Here is a 25,669-nt window from a genome sequence, read left to right as displayed (position 1 = left end):
AGGCTCTCCCCACTTTTTAATGAAGCCAAAATCCTGCCTTCACAATTATTCTAAGGGACTTCCATCGTAAGGAGCCTTCACTCTTTCTTTTTACTATAAAATATACAGAAAATTAGCAATTATTATACAAATAGAAACCTGAAAAATTCTTCACTAGACCCGTAAATAATCTTCTCAGAAGGCCTGCTGCATTGAGCGCGATTCTATAGAAATAGAGAAGGCGGCCTCTTCTATTGCCTCTTCACTTTACCTTAATAAAGAAAAAGATGCACCCCGTACGCAACAGGGACCCTGACTAACTGAATATGGTTCTCCTAGGAAGCCCTAACTGGTAACAAGGGAAAGAAGCGACTCGCTGACGGAATTTCTTGAGGACGCCCTTTCCTGGGACCGAGAGGTTCCACTTGCTGCCAGATGTGGCTTTCCTATCTGTCAAAGAAATGAGGAAAGTTTATGTCTGATTTCATTATGTGGTTAGATAACCTGATTTGGTCCACCCCTCTGATCATCTTGACATTTGGTTCGGCTTTGATTTTCTGCTTTGCCATGAAATTTGGCAATATTACGAAGATCCCTCTTCAATGGAAGCTCCTCCGCTCGGGCTCAGGTTCCATGGAAGGACTGTCTCCTTTTGAAACGTTCTGTTCCGTTGTTGCCTACAGTGTTGCCGTCGGCAACATCGGCGGTGTCATGGTAGCTATCCTCTATGGCGGACCGGGTGCAGTCTTCTGGATGCTCGTAACGGCCCTTGCTACATCGGCTGTCTCCTATACGGAAAACAGCTTAGGTCAGATCTACAAGATCCGTCAGGATGGCCAGTACCGCGGCGGCCCCTATTTCTATATGGAGCGAGGCATCCGCCATAAGGCCTTGGGTAAGTTTATGGCCATTGTTTTTGCCCTGTTCTGCAGCATTGGCGTACCAATCCTTGTAACGGGACCGAGCGCCAACAATATTGCCATGGCTTTTGAAAACAGCTTTGGCGTTGCCCGGCCTGTTACAGGCGGCGTCATTGCTCTCCTGCTTTTTGCTGTTATTTCTGGCGGAATCCGCCGCATTGCCAAGATTTCGACTATTATCGTTCCCTTTATGACCATTGGTTACTGGGTCCTTGCCATCTACGTCATGGTTGCAAAGGCTGATGCCTTTATGCCGACCATTCGGATGGTCCTTGACAGTGCTTTTGATTCGGGTGCTGTCTTCGGTGGCATGATGGGAACTGCTTTTTCCTACGGCGTCAAACGTGCTGTCAATTCTTCCGGCGCTGGCTTTGGTGAAACGCCGCCTTCTGGTGCAACGGCAGAAACGCCGCATCCTGCCACCCAGGGCCTTGTCAACTCGTTTTCCGTTTATGTTGACGTCCTTGTCTGCTTCTGTTCCGGCATGATGGCCCTTGTTACGGACTGCTTCAACGTCCTTGGACCTGATGGAAAGGCTTATATGTATGTTGGGTCCGGGTCTTCTGCCATGGCCGAACAGGCAGCAACCAATACGGCGGGTGTTGTCTGGGTCCAGGAGGCGGCCAAGACCGCTTTTGGTGCTGGCGGTTCCCTTGTTGCCATTGCCCTTACCTGTTTTGCTTATTCCACTTGTATTGCTTACTACTATGAAGGCGAATCGGGTCTTGCTTATTTGATGAAGGATACTCATCCCCATCTGCGTAAGACAGGAATTTGGATCATTCGTATCTTGATGCCGATTTTCTTCTTCGTGTGGGCTAACGTAACGGCGACGACGGCGTGGGCCATCAGTGAAGTCATGTTTGGCCTCATGGCCTGGTTCAATCTCATCGCCTTGCTCCTACTCCTGCCTGTTGTCAAGAAAACCTATGATGACTATATTGCGCAGCGTAATGCCGGTGTGGAAATGCCTTATTTCAATCCGGAAAAACTGGGGATTGAGAACTGTGACCTTTGGATGGATATCAATAAAGATCGTATTGACGCGGACACAAAAAAAGAATGTGTGATCAACCAGCCATAAGGCACTGACCATTTGGAGGGCTTTCTTGATGCCGGACGGGCGTGAAGGAAGTCCTTCTTTTCATCAGAAAGGAAAAACTTAAAATGACAACGGTCCACGAATTCTATGAGCACCTTGATGCTCTTTACGAAAAGGGCGACGCGGCAGGTGTGGAAGCCTATCTAACGGGAATTGCAAACAGCACCTATGAAGAGGGGAGAGAATCTGACCTTATGCTGTCAGCCTTAAATGAACTGGGCTCCTTTTACCGCGGCCGCAGCTATTATGAAGCGTCCTATGCCGCTTTTATGAAGGCAAAGGAAATCCTTGATGATCGGGGAGAGACGAGGGGCGTTCCTTATGCAACGCTTCTCATTAATCTTGCGGGCACAAAACGGCTGGCCAAAGATTACAGCGGTGCCAAAAGCCTTTATGACGAGGCCATGGAGATCCTGACTGAGGCGGGGGAGAAGGAATCCTATGCCTATTTATCCTGTCTCAATAACCTTTCCATTCTTTATCAGGAAATGGAACGCCCTAAAGAAGCCGCGGCTGCTCTTGAAGAGGCCTTGGCACGGCTCATGAAAGTAAGTGATCGCTTTGAAGAACGGGCCATTACGTGCTGCAACCTGGGCATTCTTTATGCAGGTATGGACCAGGACGACGAGGCACTGCGAGCTTACAAGATGGCTAAATCCTCCTATGAAGCCTGTCCGGAAGAAGGTCGCGTCCATTATGGAGCGGTCCTTAACGGTTTAGGCAGCCTTTATACCAAAAAAGGGCAGTATGACCTTGCTCTTCGTCACTTTGAAGACGCAGCAGATTGGGTCAAACGCTTTTTCGGAGAAAATGAGGAATATGGCATTACCTTTCAAAATCGGGGCACCCTTTACGAAAAAATGGGGGAACGCGAAAAGGCAGCCGCCTGCTGCCTTATGGCAGGCGCTATTTACGAAGCTCTATGGGGCAAAAATCACCGTAAGGTGAAGAAAATGAAAACCCTTGCGTCACGCCTTACGGGAGAGATGCTATGATGCAGGGACTTGCTCTTTCGCACCGCTTTTGGGAAGAAGTGGCTCGTCCTAAAATCGAAACGGATCTTCCTGACGTGCTGCCCCACCTTGCGGCGGGCCTTTGCGGCGAAGGGTCCGAATGTTTTTCTTTTGATGACGCCATTTCCCGGGACCATGATTGGGGCCCCGGCGTCATGCTCTTTCTTGAGAAAAAGGACGCCCCCCAATGGGAAGAACGGCTTCGTCAGCTCTATGCATCCCTTCCCAAAAGCTTCCTTTGCATGCCGCCTCGGCGGGAATTGGACGGTCCTAAGAGAGTTGGCGTCCTTATTATAGAAGTTTTTTTTCAGCGCTTAACTGGATTTGAAAAAGGACCCCAGACCTTGGCGGACTGGATGCACTGCGATGAAGCGCGTCTTTCCATGGCTGTAAACGGGTCCCTGTTTTATGACGCACCGGGAGCGATGACAGAAACAAGGCACCGGCTCAAAACCGCCTGCCCTCGCGATGTGTGGTTGACAAAGATGGCCCATGACCTATTTTATATGGCTCAAGCGGGGCAGTATAACTATCCTCGCTGCACTGCCCGGAAAGACCTAGGAGCCATGACTTTTTCCAAGAGTGGATTCCTCTTTTCTGCTATGCAGCTGATCCATCATTTGAACCACGCCTATGCGCCTTTTTATAAATGGCTTTATCGGAGCGTAGGTACCCTTTCCGAAACGTATGGCACGCTGCCTTTATTTGAAGACCTTCTTATGACGCAGGACACAGAACGGTCCATGGCCCTCATGGAAGCAATTTCAGGAAGACTTTCCCGCGCCTTGATGGATGCAGGACTTGTTCCGGAAGGCGTGGGGACTTTTCTTACAGAGCATGCACTTTACGTACAGGCAAAGATCAACGACGACGAGCTGCGCCGCCGCAATATCATGGAGGAACCAAGACTATGGAAAAAATGAAACTCATTCAGCGCCTCATTGAGCGGGAATGGACTCTTTTTGATAAGGTCCATAATATCGGCGGACGGGCGTCCTGCCAGGATGATCGGAAAACCTTCTTCATCATGAGGGGCAGCCAGTTCCTTTCCTGGAATGTGCCCCTTCTGGAAAGTTATGAAAACGATTTAAGGGCAGCTCAGGCAGAAGGACGTAACCTTCTTGCCGAAAAATACGGGTATATGATGATGTGGACCTCGCCTAAGGAATTTAAGGAAGTGCGGGATCTGCTGCCTCAAGTTACAGATGAAAAGAAAGGACGCGTCCTGCGCATTGCTGCCATCCATATGGACTGGCAGAAAGAAATCGCTAAAAAATACCCGGCCCTTTCCCAAAAAGGCAGGCGCATTACCCAGGACGGGAGTGCTGATACAGCCTTTGAGACTTATCTCAAAGGAGAGCTCCTGACTTATTCAGAAGCGACCTTGGCCCTTTATGAGGCCTATCTCATGGGCTGCCTGGAAAAAGACGTCAACCTGAACGAAGAAATTCTGCGGGCAACGGTCCATGCTTATGGGTATGATTCCCTGCGGGATGCTGAAGAAAAACTCTCCCATTAGCCTTGATAAATCCAAGGGTGCAAATAAATGGGCAGGGAATATGCTGCTCCAACTGAAGCGCAAAATAGTTTGCATGCAAAAAGTGCAAAATTAGCATAATAGGGAGCTGTTTAGAAAGAACCTTAAGAAAAGAAACTGCACAAAATGATATAGATAAAAAACCGAGAAGGCGCAAGTAGACTGATAATTCCGACTCTTACACCTAGAAACGGAATAAAAAATATGAGAATTGGCATAAGATTTGCTACGTAATAAGGTAGATGAATGGAGTCATTTAAAGATTTCCCTGGGAAATCACGTTATTGCAGGAAAAGGGAGGCATTATTATGGCAAAAGAGTACATGAAACGAATTGAGGCATTGCGTCAGCAGTACCTCCAAACCCGCGTTGACATGGACGTTTACGACGCAGCGTTCTTTACAGAGGGGTTCAAGGAGATGGAAGGGCAGCCCTGGATCATCCAGCGCGCCAACGGCTACTACAATGTATGCGCCAAGAAAAACATCTATATCCAGCCTCATGAACTGCTGGTCGGAGGTGTTGGCTTTAAACCTCGCTGCGGCATCCTGAACCCGGACAGCGCTTCTGGCGTCATCGCAAAAGAACTGGACACGATCAGCACCCGTCCTTTCGACCCCTTCTACCTGAGTGAAGAAGGGAAGAAAGTCTACACTGAAAAAGTCCAGAATTACTGGAAAAATAAATGCGTCTTTGACCGCTGGAACCTCATGCTTCCAGAAGATGCCAAACGGCTGCGTGCCAACGGCGCCATCTTCATCGACCGTAAAGCTGTTCGCGGCTATGGCGAAAACACGCCGGGCTGGATGCGCATCCTCACCAAGGGTCTTGCTGCAATCCGTAAGGAAGCAGAAGATGCCCTGGCTAAACTGGACGATGCCAACCCGGGCGACCTTGAAAAGAGCTTCTTCTATAAAGCAGAAATCAAAGCTGCTGACGCTGTCATCCTGCTGGCCCACCGTCATGCCGATCTTGCTGAAAAGATGGCCGCTGAATGCGACGATCCCGTTCGCAAGGCTGAACTTTTAAAGATTGCTGAAGTCACCCGTCACGTACCGGAATATCCGGCCCGCACCTTCTATGAAGCCTGCCAGAGCATCATTTCCTATGAATATGCCTGCTTCATGGAACAGAATGCTTCGAGCTATAACTTGGGCCGACTCGATCAGTACCTTTATCCGTACTATAAGAAAGACAAGGAAGCGGGAATCCTCACGGATGACGATGCTCAGGAACTTCTTGACTGCCTGTGGATCAAAGTGGCTGAAATGTCCCTTTTCCAGGATGAAGTTACAGCTCAGTATGCCGCCGGCTACTGCATTACGGTCCAGACGAGCTGCGGCGGTATTGACCAGTATGGCAACGACGCCAGCAACGAATTGAGTTACATGATGATTCAGGCCACGGAAGATGTTCGTTTCAAGGAACCGAACATGGCCATGACCTACAGCATTTCCAAGAACCCTGATTCCCTGCTCCGTAAAGCCATCGAATCCATCGGCATGGGCCTTACGATGCCGGCCATCTACTCCAACGATGTAGGTATCCAGATGCTCCAGAACAAGGGCATTCCTCTTCGTGAAGCTTGGAACTGGAACCCCTGCGGTTGCGTAGAAACGAACCTGTCTGGGAAGATGAAGCAATATACGGACATTGCCGATATCAATATGGGTGCCATGGTTGAATTTGCTTTAAATGACGGCAAAAGCCGCATTACGGGCGAACAGGTCTCCATCCACACAGGGGATCCGAGAAACTTCAAGACCTTTGACGATTTCTTTGCTGCCGTGAAAAAGCACATTGACTATGCCGTTGATGTCATCGTGAGCTGCAACCAGCTCCTTGATTACCTGAGCATGAACTATCGCCCTGTTCCGACCCTGTCTCTTAGCTATGAGCACTGTATGGAAGTCGGCAAGGACTACAGCCAGCCAGGCGGTGCCCAATACAATGCTGGCGGCGGTGTCATTACAGTTGGTCAGGCTGATATCATCAACTCCATCGCTGATGTGAAGTACCTTGTCTTCGATGAAAAGAAGATCTCCATGGATACTCTCATCAAGGCCCTCGATGCCAACTTCGAAGGTTATGAAGATATCCAGAAGCTTTGCCTTGAAGCCCCAAAATATGGCAATGATGATCCGCGGGCTGACTTCTGTGTCGGTGAAATTTTCAACCATGTGGCAGACCAGTTCGAAAAATACGATACGGTTTTTGGCAAGATGACCTTGGGTATGTTGCCTGTATCAGGCAATACGCCGATTGGCCAGTGGGTAGGGGCCCTGCCGAGCGGACGCAAGGCAACGACACCGCTCACGGATGGCATCGGTGCTACGGGCGGTACGGACGTCAATGGCCCGACGGCCCTTTTAAAATCAGTCAGCCACCTGCCGCATGCGCGTTTTACCCAGGGCACGCAGCTCAATATGAAGTTCGAACCGGATCTCATCAAGGGTGAAAACGGTATGACTCATGCTATGAACATGGTAAAGACCATGAGCGTACTTGGTGTTTACCATGCCCAGATCAACTGCGTCGATCGCGAAACCTTGATCGATGCCCAGAAACACCCGAACGATCACCGCGACCTGCTCATCCGTGTGGCTGGCTACACAGCTTTCTTTGTCGAACTCGGCAAGGAAACGCAGGATGAAATCATTGGACGTACGGAAATCAACCACTGGACCGAATCAGCCCGTTAAGGACAATCAATAGGCTAAGACAAGAGAGGAATGAGGAGCAATGACGCTGGAACAGACAAAAGGAATGGTGCTTCGCATCGAGCGATCTTCCATCCATGATGGTGATGGCATGAGGACAGTCGTCTTCCTAAAAGGATGCCCGCTTCGCTGTCAGTGGTGTTCCACGCCGGAAAGTCAGGCGTTTCAAGTTGAAACGACGGTGGACGGCAGTAAATCCTATGGAACGGAAATGACTGTCACGGACGTCATGAAGGAAGTCCGCAAGGATACCGCGTTCTACTTCATCTCCGGAGGGGGCATGACCCTTTCCGGAGGGGAACTCCTGGCCCAGCCTGATTTCTCTCTTGCTCTTTTGAAGGCGGCCTCGATGGAAGGCATTTCTACAGCCGTCGAAACAAGTTTCTTTGGAAAAGAAGAAACTATTGCCGCTATGGTTCCTTATGTTGATACGTTTTACGTTGATCTCAAAGCGGTCACGCCGAGCCTTCACAAAAAGTACTGCGGTGTTGATAATCGCATCATTCTTCATAATATTAAGTTTTTGGACCGCCAGAAGGGAGGGTTTCAGATGATTCTCCGGACCCCTCTCATTCCTGGAGTCAACGATTCGGAGGAAGAACTCCACAAGATTGGCACATTCTGCCAAAATCTTGACAGATTGGTCTATCTGCAGCTTTTACCGTATCACGCACTGGGGAGTGTGACCTATAAGAAACTGGGCCGCGACTACATGATGAAATCCGTCAAGACCCCGACGCTGGATATGATGGATCGCTGCCGCAAGATTCTTCGTACCTACAATATTACCGTACAATGATTGAAACCTAAAAAGAGAGGCATGAATCGATGGAAGAAAAATTAAAAGGAAAATTATATAAAGAAGTCCTCATCGTCATTGGGCTTCTTCTTACGATAGAAATCATTTTAGGTATTTTCTTTACGGAAAAGTTTGGCTTTGTCATGTCAAAGATGCTCTACCTCATAGGAGATTACTTTGGCTGGTGGATCAACTTCCTTGCTGTCTTTTCCGTCATTTTGGGGATGGTCCTCATCATCTTCAAATGGGGTGATGTCAAGATTGGCGGAATTGATGCCAAACCGGACTTTACGACCTGGCAGTGGTACTCCATTTCCATCTGCGGCGGTATTGGCTGCGGTCTGCTTTATTGGGCCATGGGCGAACCGCTCTATCATTTCATGCAGCCGCCGGCTGCCATCCACGCCCTGCCGGAAAGCAGGGACGCGGCGATTTTTGCTGTCAGTCAGGCCATGTTTCATTGGTCCTTTGTCCAGTACTTCATTTATTCCATTCCGGCCTGCGCTTTTGCGCTCCTTTGCTTTAACTACCAAAAGTCCCTTTCCATGGGGCCCATGCTGGAACGCACGCTAGGTGGCAAGCACCGTCACTTGACGAGCCTGCTTCACATGTTCTGCGGCTATGCCGTTGCCTGCGGCGTCTCAAACTCCATGGCAGCGGGTCTTATGCAGATCAGCGGCGGTATCAATGCCGTCTTTGGCATCCCGCAGGGACCCTTTATGTACTTCATCCTGACCGTTGTTGTGGCCGGCTTTTTCATCATTTCCTGCGTGACGGGTATCAATAAGGGGCTTACCTATGTATCTACGGCGTGCATGTTTTTCTTCTTTGGTCTGATGCTCTACGTCGTCGTAACGGGAGATTCCATCTTCATTGGAAAAATCGGTACAGAAGCCATTGGCGACATTATGGATAACTTCTGGCACAAAATCACGTACAACAATACGCTGGCCCCGATGGATCAGTGGGCGAACGAATGGCCAATCACCTTCTGGAATTCTTTCTTTATCTATGCACCCGTTATCGGCATGTTCCTTGCCCGCATGGGGAAGGGGCACACCGTGCGGGAATTTCTTCTTGTGGAAATCCTTGTTCCGTCCCTTTTCTGCTGCCTTTTCATCGCCATCTTCGCTGGCCAGACCATCTCCGTCCAGACGAGTGGAACCTTTGATGTGTGGGCCATGATTCAAAAAGAAGGCATGCAGACTGCTCTCTATCAGGTCCTTGGCACTATGCCGCGGGGGAAGCTCGTACAGCTCGCCTTTCTCATTACGGTGTGCCTGTCCTTCATCACGTTGGCAGACCCTAATACGGCAGCGCTTGCAACGCTCTGCGTCCACGGTCAGGAAATTGACGCTGAACCGCCGAAGACCCTCAAAATCATCCTCGGTGTGGCCATTTCCGCTGTCGCCTATCTTCTTGTCGTCTCAGGCGGCATGAATGCTGTCAAGGGATTGCTTAACATCGGCGGTCTTATCATGACCGTGCCAACGCTGTGGCTCTTCTTGATGAATGTGAAGCTCTGCAATCCCCTTCTTGCTTCAAAGAGCCATCGCCTTAAGGCGGCTCCCGAAACAGACGAAGTGGCTGCCCCTGATGACCGGATTTCGGCCAAGGTCAAGGGCCTTGACGTTGTCATCAAAAACCTTCCTTACGCGGATTACTGATTCTTTGAGAGAGGGGAATGAGTATGTTAAGCCAAAAGTTTGATATCGAGGTCTTTCAGGAATGTTTTGGTGCCCATCATCACGAATATCCCCAAATCCTCGTGCCTATGGGAGAAACGATGGAATTATCCATTGGCAATTCGGACTATACTGTCACACCCCAGGAACTGTGCCTTGTACCGCCTAAGATGGATCACCAGTGCAGCTATCGAGGAAAACTCCTTGCCATCAATCTATCAAAGGAAATCGTCGATGAAAAGGAAGGCATCATGCTTTCCTACCCCATCGTCATTTCTATGGTGGGGCAGATTGCCCAGCTCGTGGAGCTCATCCAGGCCGAATTGCGGCAGAATCCAGAAAGCAATTCTGTATCCTATCTTTATAGCTACCTTTACAGCAAACTGATGGATAACTGCGCAGCCCCAAGTATCCGCTATCTGAGCGAACACTATGACCTGCCCATTACAGTGAACCAGCTGGCTGAAATGGAAAATTACAATGTGACTTACTACAACGATTGGTTTAAGCAGCAGACGGGCTGCTCACCCAGTCTTTACCTGCGGCGTATCCGCATCGAGCGGGCGAAAGAACTGCTCTTAAAGACCCATTATTCCATGATGGACATTGCCATCATGGTCGGCTACAGCAGCAATTCCACCTTTACCCGGGCTTTTCACAGCATTACGGGAATGACGCCCAAACTTTTCCGGGAAGCTAACGGCATCGACGCTGTTGGATAAACTAACAACAAAGGAGAATTGAAAATGGACAAGATTACGGGAAAAAACAGCAACAGAAAGTTCAAACTCGGCATGCACAGTTATACCCTTCACCTGAGCGGTTACGGGGAAAGCTGGGGCTTCCAGAGCGAAGGCAAGACCTATGCTTTTGAAAAGGCCGGTTCCCTCATCGACCTCATGGACCTTGCCAAAAAGGAACATATCGAAGTGCTTCATATCACCCTTGTTGACCTCGACAACGATACGAGCCCGGAACACCTGGCAATGGTGAAAAAGGAAGCAGAAAAACGGGGCCTTGACCTGGAACTTAATATCTCCTTTGATGCTCCGAGTGATCCCCGCGTCAATTCGACCATTGAGGAATCCTTGGAAATTGCCCATGCTATGGGGGCCAAACTCGTCAAATACAGCACGGATATCCGTCATTCCCGCCCTTTCACACATGCATGCATGTCACCGGAAGCCATGGAACAGATGAGCCGCGTGGTTATGGAGTTCCAAAAGAACATCCCTACCATTGAAAAATATGGTCTCAAGATTGCCATTGAAAACCACTGTGACCTCTTTGCTGATGAAGTAGTCTGGATGGTGAAAAAACTCAACCATCCCCAGATCGGAGCCTGCTGCGACACGATCAACTCTCTCATCCTCGGCGAAGGCATTGCTGAATGCGTAAAGAAAATGGCGCCTTACTGCTACTGCGTCCACTTCTGCGACAACAAAATCTTTGCTGATCCTGACGGGACCCACTCCTTGGGCTGTGCCATTGGCGACGGTGACGTCGATGTTGTGGAAATCATGAAGATCCTGCGCGCTGAAGCGCCGGAAGAACTTGATACCATTGACCTTGAAATCGAGCTGCCGCTGAGCGGATACAGCCTCGAAGAAGGACGCCAAAAGGAACTGGAAGGCATGAGAAAGAGCATTAAGTTCATGCGCGAAGTCCTGAAAATCGGTTCCGACGCATAAATCATTTCTTTTGCAAAAGGCCTGTCTTCGACAGGTCTTTTCGCGTTTTCCCGAATCGTTCATTCCTAAGTAAATTCTTTACGCAGGGAAAAATTTGGGCTATGATAAAATAAATAGGCTATTATGGGTGCGAGAGAAAATGTAGTTTAGGATAGGGTGGTTGAAGAACATGAAGTGGCAGGAAGTCATGACTTTTTTGTCAGGCCTTGGCATGGGAGCCATGCTGGTCCAGAAAAATGGAATCATTGCGGCCATCAATGAAGTGGGCAAATCTTTCTTAGCAATGTCTGAAGGGGTTGGTACGCCTGTGCCCGATAATGCACGGCCTCTTTTGCTTCCCTTGAAAGATAAACAGATTGCTCATATTGCTTTTGAAAAATGGGTGCGCCGCGTCAAGTGCCCGCTTGTGCAGGGAATCCCGGAAGGCATGGAACTCATCGTCTTTCGGGATGCTGCCTGCGACGTGTACCGGGAGATGTTTCAAAACGTCCTGAACCGGATCAGCGAGTCCGTCATTTTATGCGACGAAAAAGAACAGATCCTCTTTTTGAACGATGCTGCCGTTCGCATGGATAGTCTGCTCAATGAAACTGTTGTTGGTAAGAGTATGGATGAAGTCTATAAGAGTGAAAGTGATATGCCGCTCCTGCTTCCCAAAGTCCTTAAAGCGGAAAAACCTTACCTTAACCAGCGCCAGCAATACGAGACCTTCAATGGGAAAGAAGTTGATATCGTATCGGATAACTATCCCATCTTTAAAAACAGCCAGGTCCTAGGCGCGTACAGCGTCATGGAAGACTTCAGTCAGCTTGATTCCCTGCACCGCAAGATCCTTGAATTGCAGGATGAACTACTCCGCCAGGATGCCCAGATCAAGGGGAAAAAAAGTCACGATAGTGTGCTCCATGCAAAATACCATTTTGAAGATATCATTTCATCAAGCCATTCCATGCGCGTTCTTGTGGACCGCTGCAAGCAGGTAGCAAAGTCCTCTTCATCTGTCATGATCTACGGTGAAACAGGAACCGGCAAGGAACTTTTTGCCCAGAGTATCCACAACGCCAGCAGACGGGCACAGGGACCCTTTCTTGCCATCAACTGTGCGGCCATCCCGGAAAACCTTCTTGAAGGGCTGCTTTTTGGAACAGAAAAGGGTGCCTATACAGGCGCCGAATCCCATCCAGGACTCTTTGAACAGGCAAATGGCGGCAGCCTGCTCCTTGATGAAATCAACTCTATGAACATCAATCTTCAGCCTAAGCTGCTGCGCGTCCTCCAGGAAGGTACGGTGCGGCGCGTAGGAAGCACGCGGGAACGGAAAGTGGATGTCCGCGTCCTATCAAACATCAATATCCCTCCTGAAGAAGCTCTTGCCGCCCATAAGCTGCGGCAGGACCTGTATTTCCGCTTAGGTGTTGTTGGAATCCGCATCCCGCCCCTGCGGGAACGTAAAGAAGATATTCCTCTTTTGGTCCAAAGTTTCATTGCCCGCTACAATAAGCAGCTGGAACGGAATGTCCAGACTGTCGATCCCCACGTCCTTGATATCTTTACCCATTACGATTGGCCAGGCAATGTGCGGGAATTGCAGCACGCCATCGAATATGCTATGAACATGCTGCCGGAAAAACGGGCGACCCTTACGGTGGAATGCCTGCCCGAGCATTTTGTGAATATGGAAGTACCGGTAAGCTCACTGCAGTCGTTATCCCAAGGAATGGGTAAAAAGCTGGGACGGAGCCGCAAGACCCTTCGCGATGTGGAGCGTGCCGCCCTTGTGCAGGCCCTCAAACGGACGGGCGGCAATATTTCTGCCGCCGCCAGGGAACTTGGCATGAGCCGGCAGAACCTACAGTACCATATCAAGCGGGATGAGATTGATCTGGAAAAAATCTAGTGCGGGTACGCAAAAAAGAGACTGTGAAAAAATGAATCCTCTTAATTTTTTTACAGTCTCTCTTTCTTTATGCATTTGCTCATCCATGGACAAAAACGGCATTGTGACAACATAGCTGCTGCGCTGCAGCCATCCCCGCTTAATGGGCACCAAAACGAGACGTATGACGGTGCGAAACTACATCAAATTGGCGCGATTTGTGCACCAAATAAAAATGACAAAAATGCGAACCGTGAGAGGGGGAGTACGGTCCGCATTTTTGCGTAGAAGGGTTGACTTATCTAGAAGGAGGTATTACGCGAGAGTGCAATGAGACGCGTTCTTACAGGGCCATCTTGTAGATTTCCGCTGCAATTTCCGGCGTCAGTTTGACAAAGTTCCCATGGTTAGGTGCTTCGTAGAACATATTTTCGACCATCTTGGGAATGTCTTCTTCTTTGCCGCCCAGTTCACTGATGGTGGTCGGCATGCCCAGGTCTTCTTTGACAAAGCGCTGGAAGGCTTTGATGCCTTCCATGGCAGTCAGTTCCGGATGTTCGAAGTCCATGGGAATGCCCCAGACGCGGCTTGCGTATTTGGCAAAGAGAGTTGGCCCCTGGGTCTTCATGGCATACATCATCCAGTACGGGAAGAGAAGGGCAAGACCGGCACCGTGGCTGGCTCCATAAAGGATGCCAATTTCGTTGTCCATGTGGTGGGTGCCCCAATCCTGGGCGCGGCCGACACCGGTGGAGTTGTTTTGGGCTACCATGGCAGCCCACATGATGTTGGCACGAGCGTCGTAGTTCATCGGATCTTTCATGACTCGGCGGGCTTCTTTGATCATGGTGAGCATGACGGCTTCAAGGAGACGGTCCGTCAGTTCACATTCTTTGGTGTGGGAGAAATACCGTTCCATGCAGTGGGCCATGATGTCGGAAATGCCGCTTGCCGTCTGATAAGGCGGCAGGGTCATCATCAATTCTGGATTCATGATGGCAAAGAGCGGACGCAGGATATCGCCGTCAGCGCAGCGTTTGTATTCATGACCATCTTCCGTATCAAGGGTGACCACGGAATCCGTGGATCCTTCGGACCCGGAAGCGGCGATGGTCACAACGCAGCCAACAGGAAGGGCTTCCGTAACAGGGCCCTTCTTGCCGCAGTAAAAATCCCAGAAATCTCCATCATAGGGGACGCCCAAAGCAATCCCTTTTGCCGAGTCCATGACGGAGCCGCCGCCAACAGCAAGAATGAAGTCCACTTTTTCTTTCTTGGCAAGATCGATGCCTTTGTAGATGAGGTCGGCGTGAGGGGATGCCTTGACACCGCCCAGTTCCACGTAGCCAATGCCTTCTGCATCAAGGGATGCTTCAATGCGGGCAATGAGGCCGGAACGGACAGCACTGCCGCCGCCATAGTGGATCAGGACTTTGGTGCCGCCATACTTTTTGACGTATTTGCCGGTTTCCTTTTCCGTTTCTTTCCCAAAAACAAAGTAGGTCGGACTGTAAAAAGTAAAGTTATCCATGTTGTAACCTCCTATGAATTTCCACTTTGCCGTGGCTTATCTTGTTGACTTTATTATAAAAAAAGGCTGTCTTCCATGATGTGCCTATTCTCATCATTCTTTTGCTGAATCTCACCATCTTTTGTGCAAAAAAGAAGAGCTCCAGCACAGGAAGGGATAGAACGGGCAAAGTATGGGGCCTGAACCTTTGCTACAATAGGAAATAAGTAAAGGAGGAATCCCTGATGACAACTGAAATGCAGCAGTTTTGGGAAACTCGGGACCGCCTGATGAGAACGGGATCAGTGGAACGAATGGAAACGTTCCTGACGCAGTGGCAGCAAAAGATGGAAACAAAAGGAAATTTTTTGGATTGGGCCAGTGTGACCAATGAAAAAGGTCTGTTTTATCGGAAAATCGGATTATTTGAAGAATCCATCAGTGTCATGGAAAGCCTTCGGAAGGCTCTTCTTAAGGAGCGGGGACGGCATTCGCCGGAATACGCATCCCTTCTGAACAATTTGGGCGGAACATATCGAAAGATGGGTGATAAGGACACGGCCATTGCCCTTTTTGAAGAAAGTCTTGCCATCTATAAGGCCCAAGCACGGCTGAATGTCTCCGTCTGTGCCAGTCTTTACCTCAATCTCAGTCAGGTCTATCAGGAAAAGGGAGAACTTGAAAAAGCGGCGAAACGGCTGGAAGAAAGCCTGCGTTATTTTCTCCTTTCGGGCCGACAAAAAGATGTTGGCCGGGTCTATTACCAGCTTGCCTTTCTCTATTACCGTATGGATGAAGGGGATAAGACAGACCAGTACATCGAAAAGGCTTTATCAGAGTTTCGACTTCATGGAGATAGGAAAAATCCCTATTATGCGGCAGCACTAAATGGGCTGGGAGGCATTCTCTACCAAAAAGCGGCATACGAAAAGGCCGCCCAGGTCTATCATGAAGCAGCGGCCTATTTGTTGAAATTTTACGGCAAGACTCATGAGTATGCCATTAACAGGCAGCATGAGGCTTGGGCCTTGCGTGGCATGGGAAGGATCCAAGACGCCCGTGAAGCCCTTTTGGAAGCAGGAATAGTTTGCAAAGGGCTATACGGAAAGGAAAACGAAAAAGTGCGGGCCGTTTATGATGAACTGGCGATGATTGATAAAGAGCTTGCTGAACATAGGGAACGCGCAACTAGCGCACCGATTTGAGACCACGTATCCCTTCCTGCTCCTAAAATGCCATCAATAGCTGACAGATGTTGCGGTAAAAGGCCGCGTGCTTTGTGCTGCAGGCCCTTTGATTTTATTGAGAGCAGACTAACCCTGTTCCTTATTTTTTGACAGTCCATCCATTCGTGGGATATAATGAAGAGATTTAAAATAAACCCACAAGGATGTGAACCCTGTGATTGGAGAAGGAACACAAATTGCGCTCGATATGTATCGCTGCCTAGAAACGGTCATCCAGGACCCCATTCAAATCGAAACCATTTTGAAAGAATGTATGGAACGGTTTTCCGTCAAGGCCCTTCATTTTTATTTGGATGAAGATCCGGACGAAGGCAGTCTTATCTTTACGGTTCCCGTAAAGGGTGGGCACGTCATTCTGCGAGTCTGCGAAGACTTTGGTTATGCTGGCCTCGATATCATGAACATGAATGGGGACTTCATTCCTGAGGAACTGGGCATTGCCATCCGTAAGGAAATGGGACCGGATCAGTCAAAGATGACAGTCATCAAACGCGGTGATTTTGGCAATATAGAGGATATGAAACCGCGGCGCCAGAAGATGGTAAAACCTATGCGGCGGGCTAAAAACGCTGGAGTGAAACTCAAGAATTTCATGCTGAAAAAATGATCCCAGTATGCTAAGAATCATTGGCTCAGTGCCTTTTTTCCAGCAAGAAGCTTCTTGCTGGAACGCCTCGATTTTGTGACATGGGGAAAAAAGATGAACTATTTACTTTGGGATATTGATGGAACGCTGATGCTGACTAATTTTGCCGGGGTTACGGCTATGAAAGAGACCATCCGCGACCTGTATGGCGTCGATGGTTTCAATTTTTCCTACAGCATGAGCGGACGTACCGATACTTATATTGCGCGCCGGGCCATTGAACAAATCAAAGGAAGCTGCACAAAATCCGATGTAGAGACCTTCATCGAAGCTTATGCCAAGCGCTTGCCAGAAACCCTTGCCGAACGGCATGGTCATTTGTTGCCTTTTGTCAAGGAAACCCTTGCTTATACGCAGGCCGCACCGGATGTAACAAACCTTCTTTTGACAGGAAATTGTGAAAAGGCCGCTTTGGCAAAACTTGCCCATTTTGGGATTGATAACTATTTTGACCGCCGTGTCAGTGCCTTTGGAGAAATCAGTGAGCTTCGCGATGATCTTTCAAGGGCCCTGTGGAAAAAACTGACAGCCCTTGATCCAGAGGTAACGCCGAGTGATGCCGTTGTGATCGGCGATACGCCCCATGATATCACCTGCGCTGATGCCATCGGGGTGCGGGCCTTGATTGTAAAGGGCGGTTCGACCTACAAGGCGGAAGATTTAAAAAAATACACGCCTTGGAAAATCATTGAGACTTTGCCCAAAGCACCGGAAACGCTGCTGCAGCTAATAAAGGAATGAGTGGAATGAGTAAGAAAAAATGGAAAATCGCGGCCCTGCTGGCCCTTTCGTGCCTTGTGATGTCGCCGGTCCTTGCGTTTGATGCGGGAGATGTGGCGCGTCTTGTGGAGACCCGATCCTGTCCAGGCGGGGACCTTCGGGGGGCGACCCTTAAAAACAAGGACCTCACAGGGGCAGATCTTACGGGAGCCGATCTCAGTTATGCTGATCTTTCCGGTGCCGTCCTGGAAGGCGCTGACCTTTCTAAGGCAAACCTTCAAAAGGCCAATTTGCGCAAAGCCTATCTTGTGAAGGCAAAGCTGGATGGGGCAGACCTTACCCACGCCAACCTTTCTTACGCGGTCTTGAACCGAGGCTCCCTGATCGGCGTAACGGCGTATCGCACGAGCTTTGCCCATGCATCGCTTACTTTTGCAAACCTTTATACGGCAGACCTGCGGGAAAGCAATTTTGACTATGCTTCTGGGGCCATGGCCAATTTTTATTCGGCGAACCTTGCTAGGAGCTGGTTCTTCCGGTCCAACTTCATGAGTGCCAACTTTACATCGGCAAACCTCTATGATGCACGTTTCCGGAGAGCCAACCTCTCAGAAGCCCTCCTGCGCAGCGCCAATTTGACAAGCGCCACGGTCGTGGGGTCAAACCTGACAAAAGCGGAACTAACAAGTGCCAATCTTGACGATGCAAATCTTGCAGGTACAGATATGGAAGATGCTAAGTTTACTGCAGATAGTATCCGAGAAGCCTATAAAAAATAAAAGAGGGAGTTGTAAAGCAATGGCTTGTTCATTGCCTGACAGCTCCTTTTTGCGTTTTGAGAGACGAAACATGCTATAACAATGGGGGCCTCTTGTCCTCCGAATAGAACCTGCGACAGAGCAATCGTTCGTGTATGCTAAAGAAAGTTGAGGAGTGGGGGACAAGGCGGCGGGCCTATACAGGCAGAAAAGGGCAAAAGCTCCTCTAAAAGTGCCTAGACGATAACCATCTTCAAATGGGCTGTTGTCTGGTAGGCCTGCCTCATGGTTCTTCTCCCTTTTTCATAGAGCAAAGGGACCCTTACTTGTATCAGATCAGTCCGATTTTTGGACTGATCCCAAAAGATAGGCAGATAATGCCTCCCGTGTATCGACAATGACCGCTTTTCCCAAGGCTTTCAGCTCGGCACGGTCCCGGAATCCCCAGCTTACAAGGATGACATCCATGGCGGCGCGCCGGGCGGTTTCAAAATCAACTTCTGAATCGCCAATGTAGACAGCGTCATCCTTTTTGATGCCTAGGTCATGCAGGGCTTTTTCTACCATGGTGGGGGACGGTTTGCGGGGAATGCCCTCCGTTTGCCCCACGGCAAGGGTCACGGCAGGAAAGAAATCATCCCGCAGGGCGCGGACAGATTCATCGGGTTTATTGGAGACGATGGCCGTCTTGATGCCTTGCGCCTGAAGGCCCTTAAGAAGGCCAAGAATGCCATCATATGGTTTTGTGGCGATGTGGCAGTGATCCTTGTAGTAGGCCTTGAACTCATTGAAAATGGTCTGGAATTCTTCCTCTTTGACGCTTTTTGGCAGGGCCAGACGGCAGAGGCGTTCTGCTCCGTTTCCTAAATAGCGCCGCACCGCGTGAAGGGGCTGGGGCCCGTAACCGTGCCGCGTGAGGACGGCGTTCAGGGAGGCCGCAAGGTCCGCCAAGGTATCAAGGAGCGTTCCGTCAAGGTCAAAGATGACCGCTTTGTATGGTTTCATATTTTCTCCATCCTTTATTGTATTGATTTCCCAGAGGAAATCGATTCTTTTTCAGGTTTTTATTATACTATGACTTCAGAATATGGTAAAATGGAGGCAGTCTAACAAAGGAGAGTGCTAGTTATGAAAAAAATCCGCACTTTGATGCTGACGGCCCTCGCACTGATCATGGGTGCCATGACGGCCTTTGCTTCCCCTGAAAATCCGACCAATGAAGAAGTGATGACCGCCCTTACACGTGCAACGACGGTCTTTGAGTGGTTCGAACATAACCCCCTGCCGACGGATGGAAAGGAACGCTTTGACAGTGGCTACATGCTCTATTATTCCGTATCGGACCCGACCATTCACAACATGTTGGATCTAAAAGCTGCCGTCCATGACATCTTTACGGATTCCCTGGCAAGCTTCATCATCAGCGGCAATAAGATGTATCGCCAGGCTGATAACAAACTTTTTGTGGCACCTGCCGCCAAAAAAGCAAACCCTCTCAAGGGTACACCGACCTACAGCTTGAGCCGTCCGTCAAGCGACCGGATTGTTGTGACGGCAAAGACCCCGGTCTATGCCGATAAGGAACATAAGACCCTTGTCAAAACGGAATCCGTCGATTTCCCGTACGTAAAGACTGCCAAGGGCTGGCGCTTCTCCTATTTTGAATCGCTGAAATGATAAAAAAGAGACTGTGAGAAAATGAGTCATTCATTTCTTCGCAGTCTCCTTTTTATGTTTTCTAGCTTTCCCTGCGTTAGAGCAAACCTCTTTATAAAGTTTTCTCCCAGCGATTTCAATCAGTTAAGGTGTCAACAACGCTGGGTATAGTCAAAAAAGGTTGTCAAAAATGAAGGGTTTTAAAAAATCAGAGTGTCAACGACCTTGGGTATCGGTTACACAACTCAAGACCCACAACTCACAATTCACAACAGTCCCTATTCCCAACCGTGATACAGGTATCATACAATAAGCCGTGAACCCCTTGCTTTAGATTAAAGCAAGGGGTTCACGTTCTTCCTCAAATGAGTTTACTTTTATGCCTGACCTAGGACAGCAGCATTACTTACGAACCACAGAAATCCGTTCCTTGATGTGACTGCCTTTGACGATTTCATCAATCATGGCAAGGGCAAAGTCAGCGTAGCTGATGACACTTTCGCCGCGGCTATTTAGCGTCAGTTCTTCGCCAGCAAGTATGTAGCTTCCTGTGCGCCCTCCATCTGCCTGAAAATCCGCGGCCGGGCTGATGTAGGTCCAATTGACGTCGGAGCGGCTGCGCAGCTCGGTGAGGGCTTTTCCCATGGCCGTTGCAAGGGGCTTAAAGGCGCTTGGAAAGTCCGGCGTATCAACAAGCTGCAGGGTATGGGTCTTATCCGTGTAAAGGCTTCCAGCACCGCCTACAACAAGGAGACGGACCTTCGTACCACTCAAGGTATCGCAGAGATGCTTCAAGGATGAGCTATGAAGCGGCAGTGTTTCCGGCGTCCAGGCACCAAAGGCGTCGACGACAGCATCGAACCCGGCAAGATCGTCCCGTGTGAGGTCGAAGAGGTCCTTTTCAATGACCCTTTGGGCAAGGGAATGATTGGTGTGACGAACGATGGCCGTTACGTCAAGGCCCTGGGCAAGGGCTTCCTTTACAATCAGCTGACCGGCTTTTCCATTAGCGGCAACAACGGCAATTTTCATGATGAGATCCTCCTTTAAGATGGAGCCCTTTAGGGGCTTGTGTTTTTCTTTCGATGGATTTATCATACTTCATAGAAGTAACTTTTGTGAAGTAGGCACAATAAAGTGCTATAAGTACCTAAAAGAAACTATTGCGGAGGAATGCTATGAAATTCATTGAATCACTGCCTGCCTGTCCAGTGGAAACCACCCTTATGCTGATTGGAGATAAATGGAAAGTCCTCATTTTGCGTGATCTCCTGCCTGGCAAAAAGCGTTTTGGTGAATTGCGTCATTCTGTTGGCCATATATCCCAAAAGGTTCTGACCTCAAACCTTCGGGACATGGAAGCCTGCGGACTATTGACCCGTACCGTCTATGCTGAAGTACCGCCTCGCGTTGAATATGCTCTGACAGACCTTGGCATGAGCCTAAAGCCCATCCTTGACGCCCTTGATCATTGGGGCAGAGGGTATCAAAAAGCGGCCCATAAAGTAATGGAAAGTCTCTGACCTTATGCTAACTCCCCAATCATCCTCTATTCTATGCTATAATAGAGCGAATCATTGTTGAAGCGATGCGAAAAAGGAGCAGCGACCATGGCAGAAGAACAGACCCTTGAAGTCACCATCCAAAATATTGTCTTTCAATCCGATCAGGGGACATTTTGCGTTTTTCGAGGAGAAAATCGGGATCTCGGTGCAGTGTCTGTTGTCTATAAGGGCATAGCTCCTTTTGCCGGCGAAAAAGTGCGCCTTACTGGGTCGTGGACTGAACATCCTCGTTTTGGCCGCCAATTTGACTGCCGCACATGGGAAGCCCTCAAGCCTACCGGAGAAGCCGCCATCGTCAAAATGCTCGGCAGCGGCGCCATCAAGGGCGTAGGGCCTGCCATGGCGCAGCGCATTGTCGATTGTTTTGGGGAGGATACGTTCCGCATCATTGATGAGCATCCTGAACGACTGCGGGAAGTGCCCGGTATTGGCAAGAAAAAGGCTGAGGATATCATCAGTTCCTACAGTGAGATGACGGATACGCGGGAACTGGTCTTTTTCCTTGAAAGTCACGGTATCAGCGGCAACTATGCGCCCCGTATCCAATCCCTGTATGGGTCAACGGCGCTTACGCGGATTGCCAATAATCCTTATTGTCTTGCCGAAGATGTAGAGGGAATCGGTTTCAAAACGGCGGACCGGCTTGCCGTCAGCCTAGGCGTGGACCTTGACGGCGAGGAGCGCATCCAGGCAGGCATCCGGTTTGCCCTCATGCAGAGCGGGACTCAAGGGCATACCTGTGTCCCTGATGAATGGCTTGTAAAAAGCGCGGCGTCCCTTCTTTCTGTGGACCCTGTCGACGTGCGGACGATTTTCCAGCATCTGATTGATGAAAATAGGCTGCGCACGGAAGAAGTGGGCGGGGAAACCTGCGTGTACGCAGAATATCTCTACCAGGCCGAAGTGGGCGTTGCTAAACGCCTCATGGTCCTGCGTGACCGTGTGAACCAACTGTGGCAGGTGGACTACCAAAAGATCATCGAAGCGTGGGAAAAAGATGAGAACCTGACGCTGGCACCGGAACAGATAGAAGCCATTAAGACGAGCGTTGATCACGGCGTCTTTGTCCTTACGGGCGGACCGGGCACAGGGAAAACGACCGTCATCAAGGGCATCCTGTCCGTTCTTAAGGAAGCAGGCTGCAAGATCCTTCTTTCGGCACCGACAGGACGGGCAGCCAAACGCCTTGCTGAATCAGCCGGCGAGCCGGCCCTGACGGTTCACCGCATGCTCGAATATACGCCAAATGGCGACGAGGCCTTGTGGGGGCGCAACGAGGATACGCCCCTTGAAGCGGATGCCGTTATCGTCGATGAAGCGTCCATGATGGATATTGTCCTCATGTACCATCTCCTACGGGCCCTGCCCATTGGCTGCCGCCTGGTCCTTGTTGGCGACGTTGACCAGCTGCCGTCCGTAGGTCCGGGCAGTGTCCTCAAGGATATTATCCGCAGCGGCGCCATGCCTGTCGTACGGCTCGAAAATGTTTTTCGGCAGGCCCAACTAAGCCCCATTGTGCGAAATGCCCACCGCATCAACCAAGGCCTTATGCCACTTGTTGATGGAGAAACGGATTTTACGTTCCGCCAGTTCATGAACGAAGAAGAGACCGTGCGTTACGTCGTTGATACGTATGCCCGTATGGTTAGAACCCTTTCCTGGCAGAATGTACAGGTCCTTTCTCCCATGCACCGCAATCCCTGCGGTGTAGAAAACCTGAATCGCCTGCTCCAGGCCCGCGTCAATCCGCCAAGTCCCGATAAAGCAGAACATAAGGCGGGGAACACGGTCTATCGTGAAGGGGACAAGGTCATGCAGATCCGCAACAACTATGAAAAGAACGTTTTTAATGGGGACATCGGACAAATTGACCTCATTCGCGGCAAGACGGTCTTTGTATCCTTTCCGGACCGTCCCGAAGGGGGCAATGTGACCTATGAAGGCGGCGAAGTGGACGACTTACGCCTTGCTTATGCGATGAGTGTCCATAAGGCCCAAGGCAGTGAATACGCTGTTGTCATCATGCCTCTAGTGCCTGGACACTATATCATGCTTCAGCGGAACCTTTTTTATACGGCCATTACAAGGGCCAAAAAACAGGTTTATCTTGCCGGCAGCAAGAAAGCGATGCAGATGGCCGTCACGAACGACCGGACGCGCAAGCGCTATTCCCTTCTTGCCGAACGGCTGCATGGGGAACTTGGTATTGATTGACATGGAAAAATCAATTTAAAAATTTCATAATGGAAAATGATTATTAAAAAGAGGAATCCCGCCTTTTACAGCGAATAAGATAAAGTAAGTAACCTGTAATAAATCATATCAGTTTTTCAATACGTGGAGGTGTACTATGGAATTTTTAGAAGCAACCCTGACCAAGATCGTACAAGAAACCAGTGATTCCTACAGCTTTATCATGACCATCCCCGAAGGCTTTACGTGGAAAGCTGGCCAGCATGTTGCCTGGCAGATAAACGGCTTTGAACTTGATGCTGAGGACCGCAACACACGCGTTTTTACCATTGCCTCAACCATGGCTGACGGATATCTCATGTTTACGACCCGTATTGCCGACAAGCACACAAGTTTCAAGGAAGCCCTGCTCCGTAAAATCAAACCTGGTGATAAGATTGGTGTCGCGCGCCCCTTGGGGACCTTCGCCCTGGATGCGGAAGGCTTCAAGAAGACCCTCATCGTTGCCGGCGGTATTGGCATTACGCCGATCCGTGCTCTCTTGCGGGCCTACAAGGATCACCCTGTAGAAGGCCATGCCATTACAGTTCTTTATTCCGATGATCGCGGCGAATTTTGCTATAAGGACTTCTGGAAAGACCTTGAAACGGTTCCGGGTGTGGAAGTGCGGCTCATTTCGGACAGGGAAATCTTTATGAAGGATACGGACACTTATGCCAAAGACGTACAAAATGATGCCGAATACCTCATCGCTGGGTCCCCGGGGATGAACAATGCCTTTACGGAACGTCTCGAAGGCCTTGGCATCAAGAAGGAAAATATCAAGACCGACGTCTTTATTGGTTACTAAAAAGAAAAGCGTGCTGCCTTCGGGCGGCACTTTTTCATGGGCGGGGGCATGTTTTGCCCCCGCTCTTTTTTGAAAGGATGACTATGTGGCAAGTACTGAAAGAACTCATTCTCGCTATTTTTTATCCCCATTACTGTCCTGCCTGCCATGAAGAAGTAGAAGGCCCGGGCCTTTTATGTGAGGCCTGCCGCCGCAGCACCTATGCACCAGGCTATTTGGAACTTAAAAAAGAAACGGTGCCTCACCTTGACGCTGTTTACCGTCTCTATCGCTATGAAGGGGGCGTCAAACGGGCCCTTCATGGTCTCAAATATGAAAAGCGCCGGGACTATCTGGACCGCATGGGGGAGGAAGTCCTGCACCACGAGGCGGATCTTGAGCCTTTATTTACAGGAAATCCTTTTGTCGTAGCCCTTCCGACAGACCCCAAACGCCGAAAGACGCGGGGTTATGAAATCCCGCCCGCTATTTTTGGACCTTACCTGAAAAAACATGCGATGATCCTGACGCAGGCCCTTTGGCGGCAGAAGGCCACAAAACCGCAGCATGGGCTCAGCCGTGCGGAACGGCGGGAAAATCTATTGGGTTCCTTTGCCTTCCATCCGGTGAAGCTTGATGGGACGGTTATCGTCATCGATGATATTGCAACGACGGGCGCATCCCTTGAAGAAGCGGCCCGCCTCCTCAAAGAAGGCGGGGCGGAAAAGGTGGTGGGACTCGTCCTTGCCAGTAATGCGCCCATGGCGTCCGTTTCCAATTTGGACTGATGGGAAAGAATTTAAAATCATTGGGTCTCTAAGTTCTCGCTACGCCTTTACGCACGTTGCCTTGGAACTCGATTTCTTCAAAACGGGTCCGTTCCGCTAGGGCGTCGTGTCATCCATTTAAAAATAGAACCCTATCAGATTGATATGACTCTATTTTTTATGGGAAGGCAATCCAATCTTCCAACACGGAAACATCTTTCGATAAATGGGAGGGGAGGACGATTCTTCGGGCTGTAAGGGTTCATGTTGAAGAAACTCTATCTGAAGACGAGGTATGCAAAAAGCGCGATGCTGCCTTGAAAGATATTTTTGAAAAACAAGACGAGTTCCTGAAGGAAATGCAGTTCTAAGGCTGGCTCTTATCGTTTTTGTAAGGGACAAATTTTGGTTCTTTGTCAAATGTTGGGGTGCCCCACAACTAAATCGCCTTTTAGG

The 25,669-nt window shown here is 49.7% G+C and carries 22 protein-coding genes; 19 read left to right on the top strand and 3 right to left on the bottom strand.

The window, feature by feature from the left end; all coding sequences use genetic code 11:
* The first annotated feature begins 453 nt into the window (after positions 1-453).
* From DW817_RS07405 to DW817_RS07360, 10 genes are all read left to right on the top strand, one after another.
* On the top strand, positions 454-1,983 hold the full coding sequence (locus DW817_RS07405) for a sodium:alanine symporter family protein (protein WP_009014601.1): 1,530 nt from the start codon (positions 454-456) through the stop codon (positions 1,981-1,983).
* A gap of 83 nt (positions 1,984-2,066) precedes the next feature.
* Complete coding sequence (locus tag DW817_RS07400; protein WP_009014600.1) at positions 2,067-2,996, top strand: lipopolysaccharide assembly protein LapB; 930 nt, start codon at positions 2,067-2,069, stop codon at positions 2,994-2,996.
* A complete protein-coding gene (locus tag DW817_RS07395) occupies positions 2,993-3,937 on the top strand; it encodes a DUF4037 domain-containing protein (RefSeq protein ID WP_009014599.1) in 945 nt (314 codons plus the stop codon). Before DW817_RS07400 ends, DW817_RS07395 begins: the two co-directional genes overlap by 4 nt.
* A complete protein-coding gene (locus DW817_RS07390) occupies positions 3,925-4,533 on the top strand; it encodes a DUF4125 family protein (RefSeq protein ID WP_120111898.1) in 609 nt (202 codons plus the stop codon). The genes DW817_RS07395 and DW817_RS07390 overlap by 13 nt, the downstream gene beginning before the upstream one ends.
* Before the next feature lie 326 nt (positions 4,534-4,859).
* A complete protein-coding gene (locus DW817_RS07385) occupies positions 4,860-7,253 on the top strand; it encodes a pyruvate formate lyase family protein (protein WP_016459407.1) in 2,394 nt (797 codons plus the stop codon).
* A 40-nt stretch (positions 7,254-7,293) separates the two neighbouring features.
* Positions 7,294-8,070 (top strand): glycyl-radical enzyme activating protein, encoded by a 777-nt coding sequence (locus tag DW817_RS07380; protein WP_009014596.1) that lies wholly within the window; start codon positions 7,294-7,296, stop codon positions 8,068-8,070.
* Between the two features lie 29 nt (positions 8,071-8,099).
* On the top strand, positions 8,100-9,737 hold the full coding sequence (locus DW817_RS07375; RefSeq protein ID WP_120111894.1) for a BCCT family transporter: 1,638 nt from the start codon (positions 8,100-8,102) through the stop codon (positions 9,735-9,737).
* Between the two features lie 23 nt (positions 9,738-9,760).
* Positions 9,761-10,477 (top strand): AraC family transcriptional regulator, encoded by a 717-nt coding sequence (locus DW817_RS07370; protein WP_014129006.1) that lies wholly within the window; start codon positions 9,761-9,763, stop codon positions 10,475-10,477.
* Between the two features lie 24 nt (positions 10,478-10,501).
* Positions 10,502-11,446: a sugar phosphate isomerase/epimerase gene (locus DW817_RS07365; protein ID WP_014129005.1), complete on the top strand. Its 945-nt coding sequence runs from the start codon at positions 10,502-10,504 to the stop codon at positions 11,444-11,446.
* Positions 11,447-11,615: 169 nt separating this feature from the next.
* Positions 11,616-13,343 (top strand): sigma-54-dependent Fis family transcriptional regulator, encoded by a 1,728-nt coding sequence (locus DW817_RS07360; protein ID WP_016459408.1) that lies wholly within the window; start codon positions 11,616-11,618, stop codon positions 13,341-13,343.
* A 322-nt stretch (positions 13,344-13,665) separates the two neighbouring features.
* On the opposite strand, the gene DW817_RS07355 is transcribed toward DW817_RS07360, so the two are convergent.
* The gene (locus DW817_RS07355; protein WP_026385733.1) at positions 13,666-14,853 is read right to left on the bottom strand and encodes an iron-containing alcohol dehydrogenase; all 1,188 of its coding nucleotides are present in this window, start codon (positions 14,851-14,853) and stop codon (positions 13,666-13,668) included.
* Between the two features lie 224 nt (positions 14,854-15,077).
* Here DW817_RS07355 and DW817_RS07350 point away from each other — a divergent pair, with 224 nt between their 5' ends.
* From DW817_RS07350 to DW817_RS07335, 4 genes are all read left to right on the top strand, one after another.
* Positions 15,078-16,037 carry a tetratricopeptide repeat protein gene (locus DW817_RS07350; RefSeq protein ID WP_009014590.1) on the top strand — a complete coding sequence of 320 codons (960 nt, stop codon included), beginning with the start codon at positions 15,078-15,080 and terminating at the stop codon, positions 16,035-16,037.
* Between the two features lie 196 nt (positions 16,038-16,233).
* Complete coding sequence (locus DW817_RS07345) at positions 16,234-16,686, top strand: S-adenosylmethionine decarboxylase family protein (protein ID WP_120111890.1); 453 nt, start codon at positions 16,234-16,236, stop codon at positions 16,684-16,686.
* A 93-nt stretch (positions 16,687-16,779) separates the two neighbouring features.
* On the top strand, positions 16,780-17,466 hold the full coding sequence (locus DW817_RS07340; protein WP_035224193.1) for an HAD family hydrolase: 687 nt from the start codon (positions 16,780-16,782) through the stop codon (positions 17,464-17,466).
* Between the two features lie 5 nt (positions 17,467-17,471).
* Positions 17,472-18,224, top strand: coding sequence for a pentapeptide repeat-containing protein (locus DW817_RS07335; protein ID WP_009014587.1), 753 nt, complete (start codon positions 17,472-17,474; stop codon positions 18,222-18,224).
* Between the two features lie 315 nt (positions 18,225-18,539).
* Here DW817_RS07335 and DW817_RS07330 read toward each other — a convergent pair whose 3' ends face one another.
* Positions 18,540-19,208 carry an HAD family hydrolase gene (locus DW817_RS07330; protein ID WP_009014586.1) on the bottom strand — a complete coding sequence of 223 codons (669 nt, stop codon included), beginning with the start codon at positions 19,206-19,208 and terminating at the stop codon, positions 18,540-18,542.
* A 123-nt stretch (positions 19,209-19,331) separates the two neighbouring features.
* Here DW817_RS07330 and DW817_RS07325 point away from each other — a divergent pair, with 123 nt between their 5' ends.
* Positions 19,332-19,880: a hypothetical protein gene (locus tag DW817_RS07325; RefSeq protein ID WP_014128999.1), complete on the top strand. Its 549-nt coding sequence runs from the start codon at positions 19,332-19,334 to the stop codon at positions 19,878-19,880.
* Positions 19,881-20,261: 381 nt separating this feature from the next.
* On the opposite strand, the gene DW817_RS07320 is transcribed toward DW817_RS07325, so the two are convergent.
* Positions 20,262-20,891: an NAD(P)-dependent oxidoreductase gene (locus tag DW817_RS07320; RefSeq protein WP_021736605.1), complete on the bottom strand. Its 630-nt coding sequence runs from the start codon at positions 20,889-20,891 to the stop codon at positions 20,262-20,264.
* A gap of 146 nt (positions 20,892-21,037) precedes the next feature.
* On the opposite strand from DW817_RS07320, the gene DW817_RS07315 reads away from it, so the two are divergent.
* The 4 genes from DW817_RS07315 (at position 21,038) to DW817_RS07300 (ending at position 25,234) form a co-directional block, all read left to right on the top strand.
* Positions 21,038-21,382 carry a helix-turn-helix domain-containing protein gene (locus DW817_RS07315; RefSeq protein ID WP_009014583.1) on the top strand — a complete coding sequence of 115 codons (345 nt, stop codon included), beginning with the start codon at positions 21,038-21,040 and terminating at the stop codon, positions 21,380-21,382.
* An 87-nt stretch (positions 21,383-21,469) separates the two neighbouring features.
* Positions 21,470-23,638 (top strand): ATP-dependent RecD-like DNA helicase, encoded by a 2,169-nt coding sequence (locus DW817_RS07310; RefSeq protein ID WP_022227459.1) that lies wholly within the window; start codon positions 21,470-21,472, stop codon positions 23,636-23,638.
* Between the two features lie 136 nt (positions 23,639-23,774).
* The gene (locus DW817_RS07305; protein ID WP_009014581.1) at positions 23,775-24,467 is read left to right on the top strand and encodes an FAD-dependent oxidoreductase; all 693 of its coding nucleotides are present in this window, start codon (positions 23,775-23,777) and stop codon (positions 24,465-24,467) included.
* A gap of 83 nt (positions 24,468-24,550) precedes the next feature.
* Positions 24,551-25,234, top strand: a complete 684-nt coding sequence (locus DW817_RS07300) for a ComF family protein (RefSeq protein WP_207802113.1) — start codon at positions 24,551-24,553, stop codon at positions 25,232-25,234.
* Positions 25,235-25,669 lie beyond the last annotated feature (435 nt).

It is taken from the genome of Acidaminococcus sp. AM33-14BH (genome assembly GCF_003603525.1).
Taxonomy (GTDB): Bacteria; Bacillota; Negativicutes; order Acidaminococcales; family Acidaminococcaceae; genus Acidaminococcus; species Acidaminococcus intestini.
Note: the sequence above shows the minus strand (reverse complement) of the source record. Positions and strands in the feature narration are given on the sequence as shown.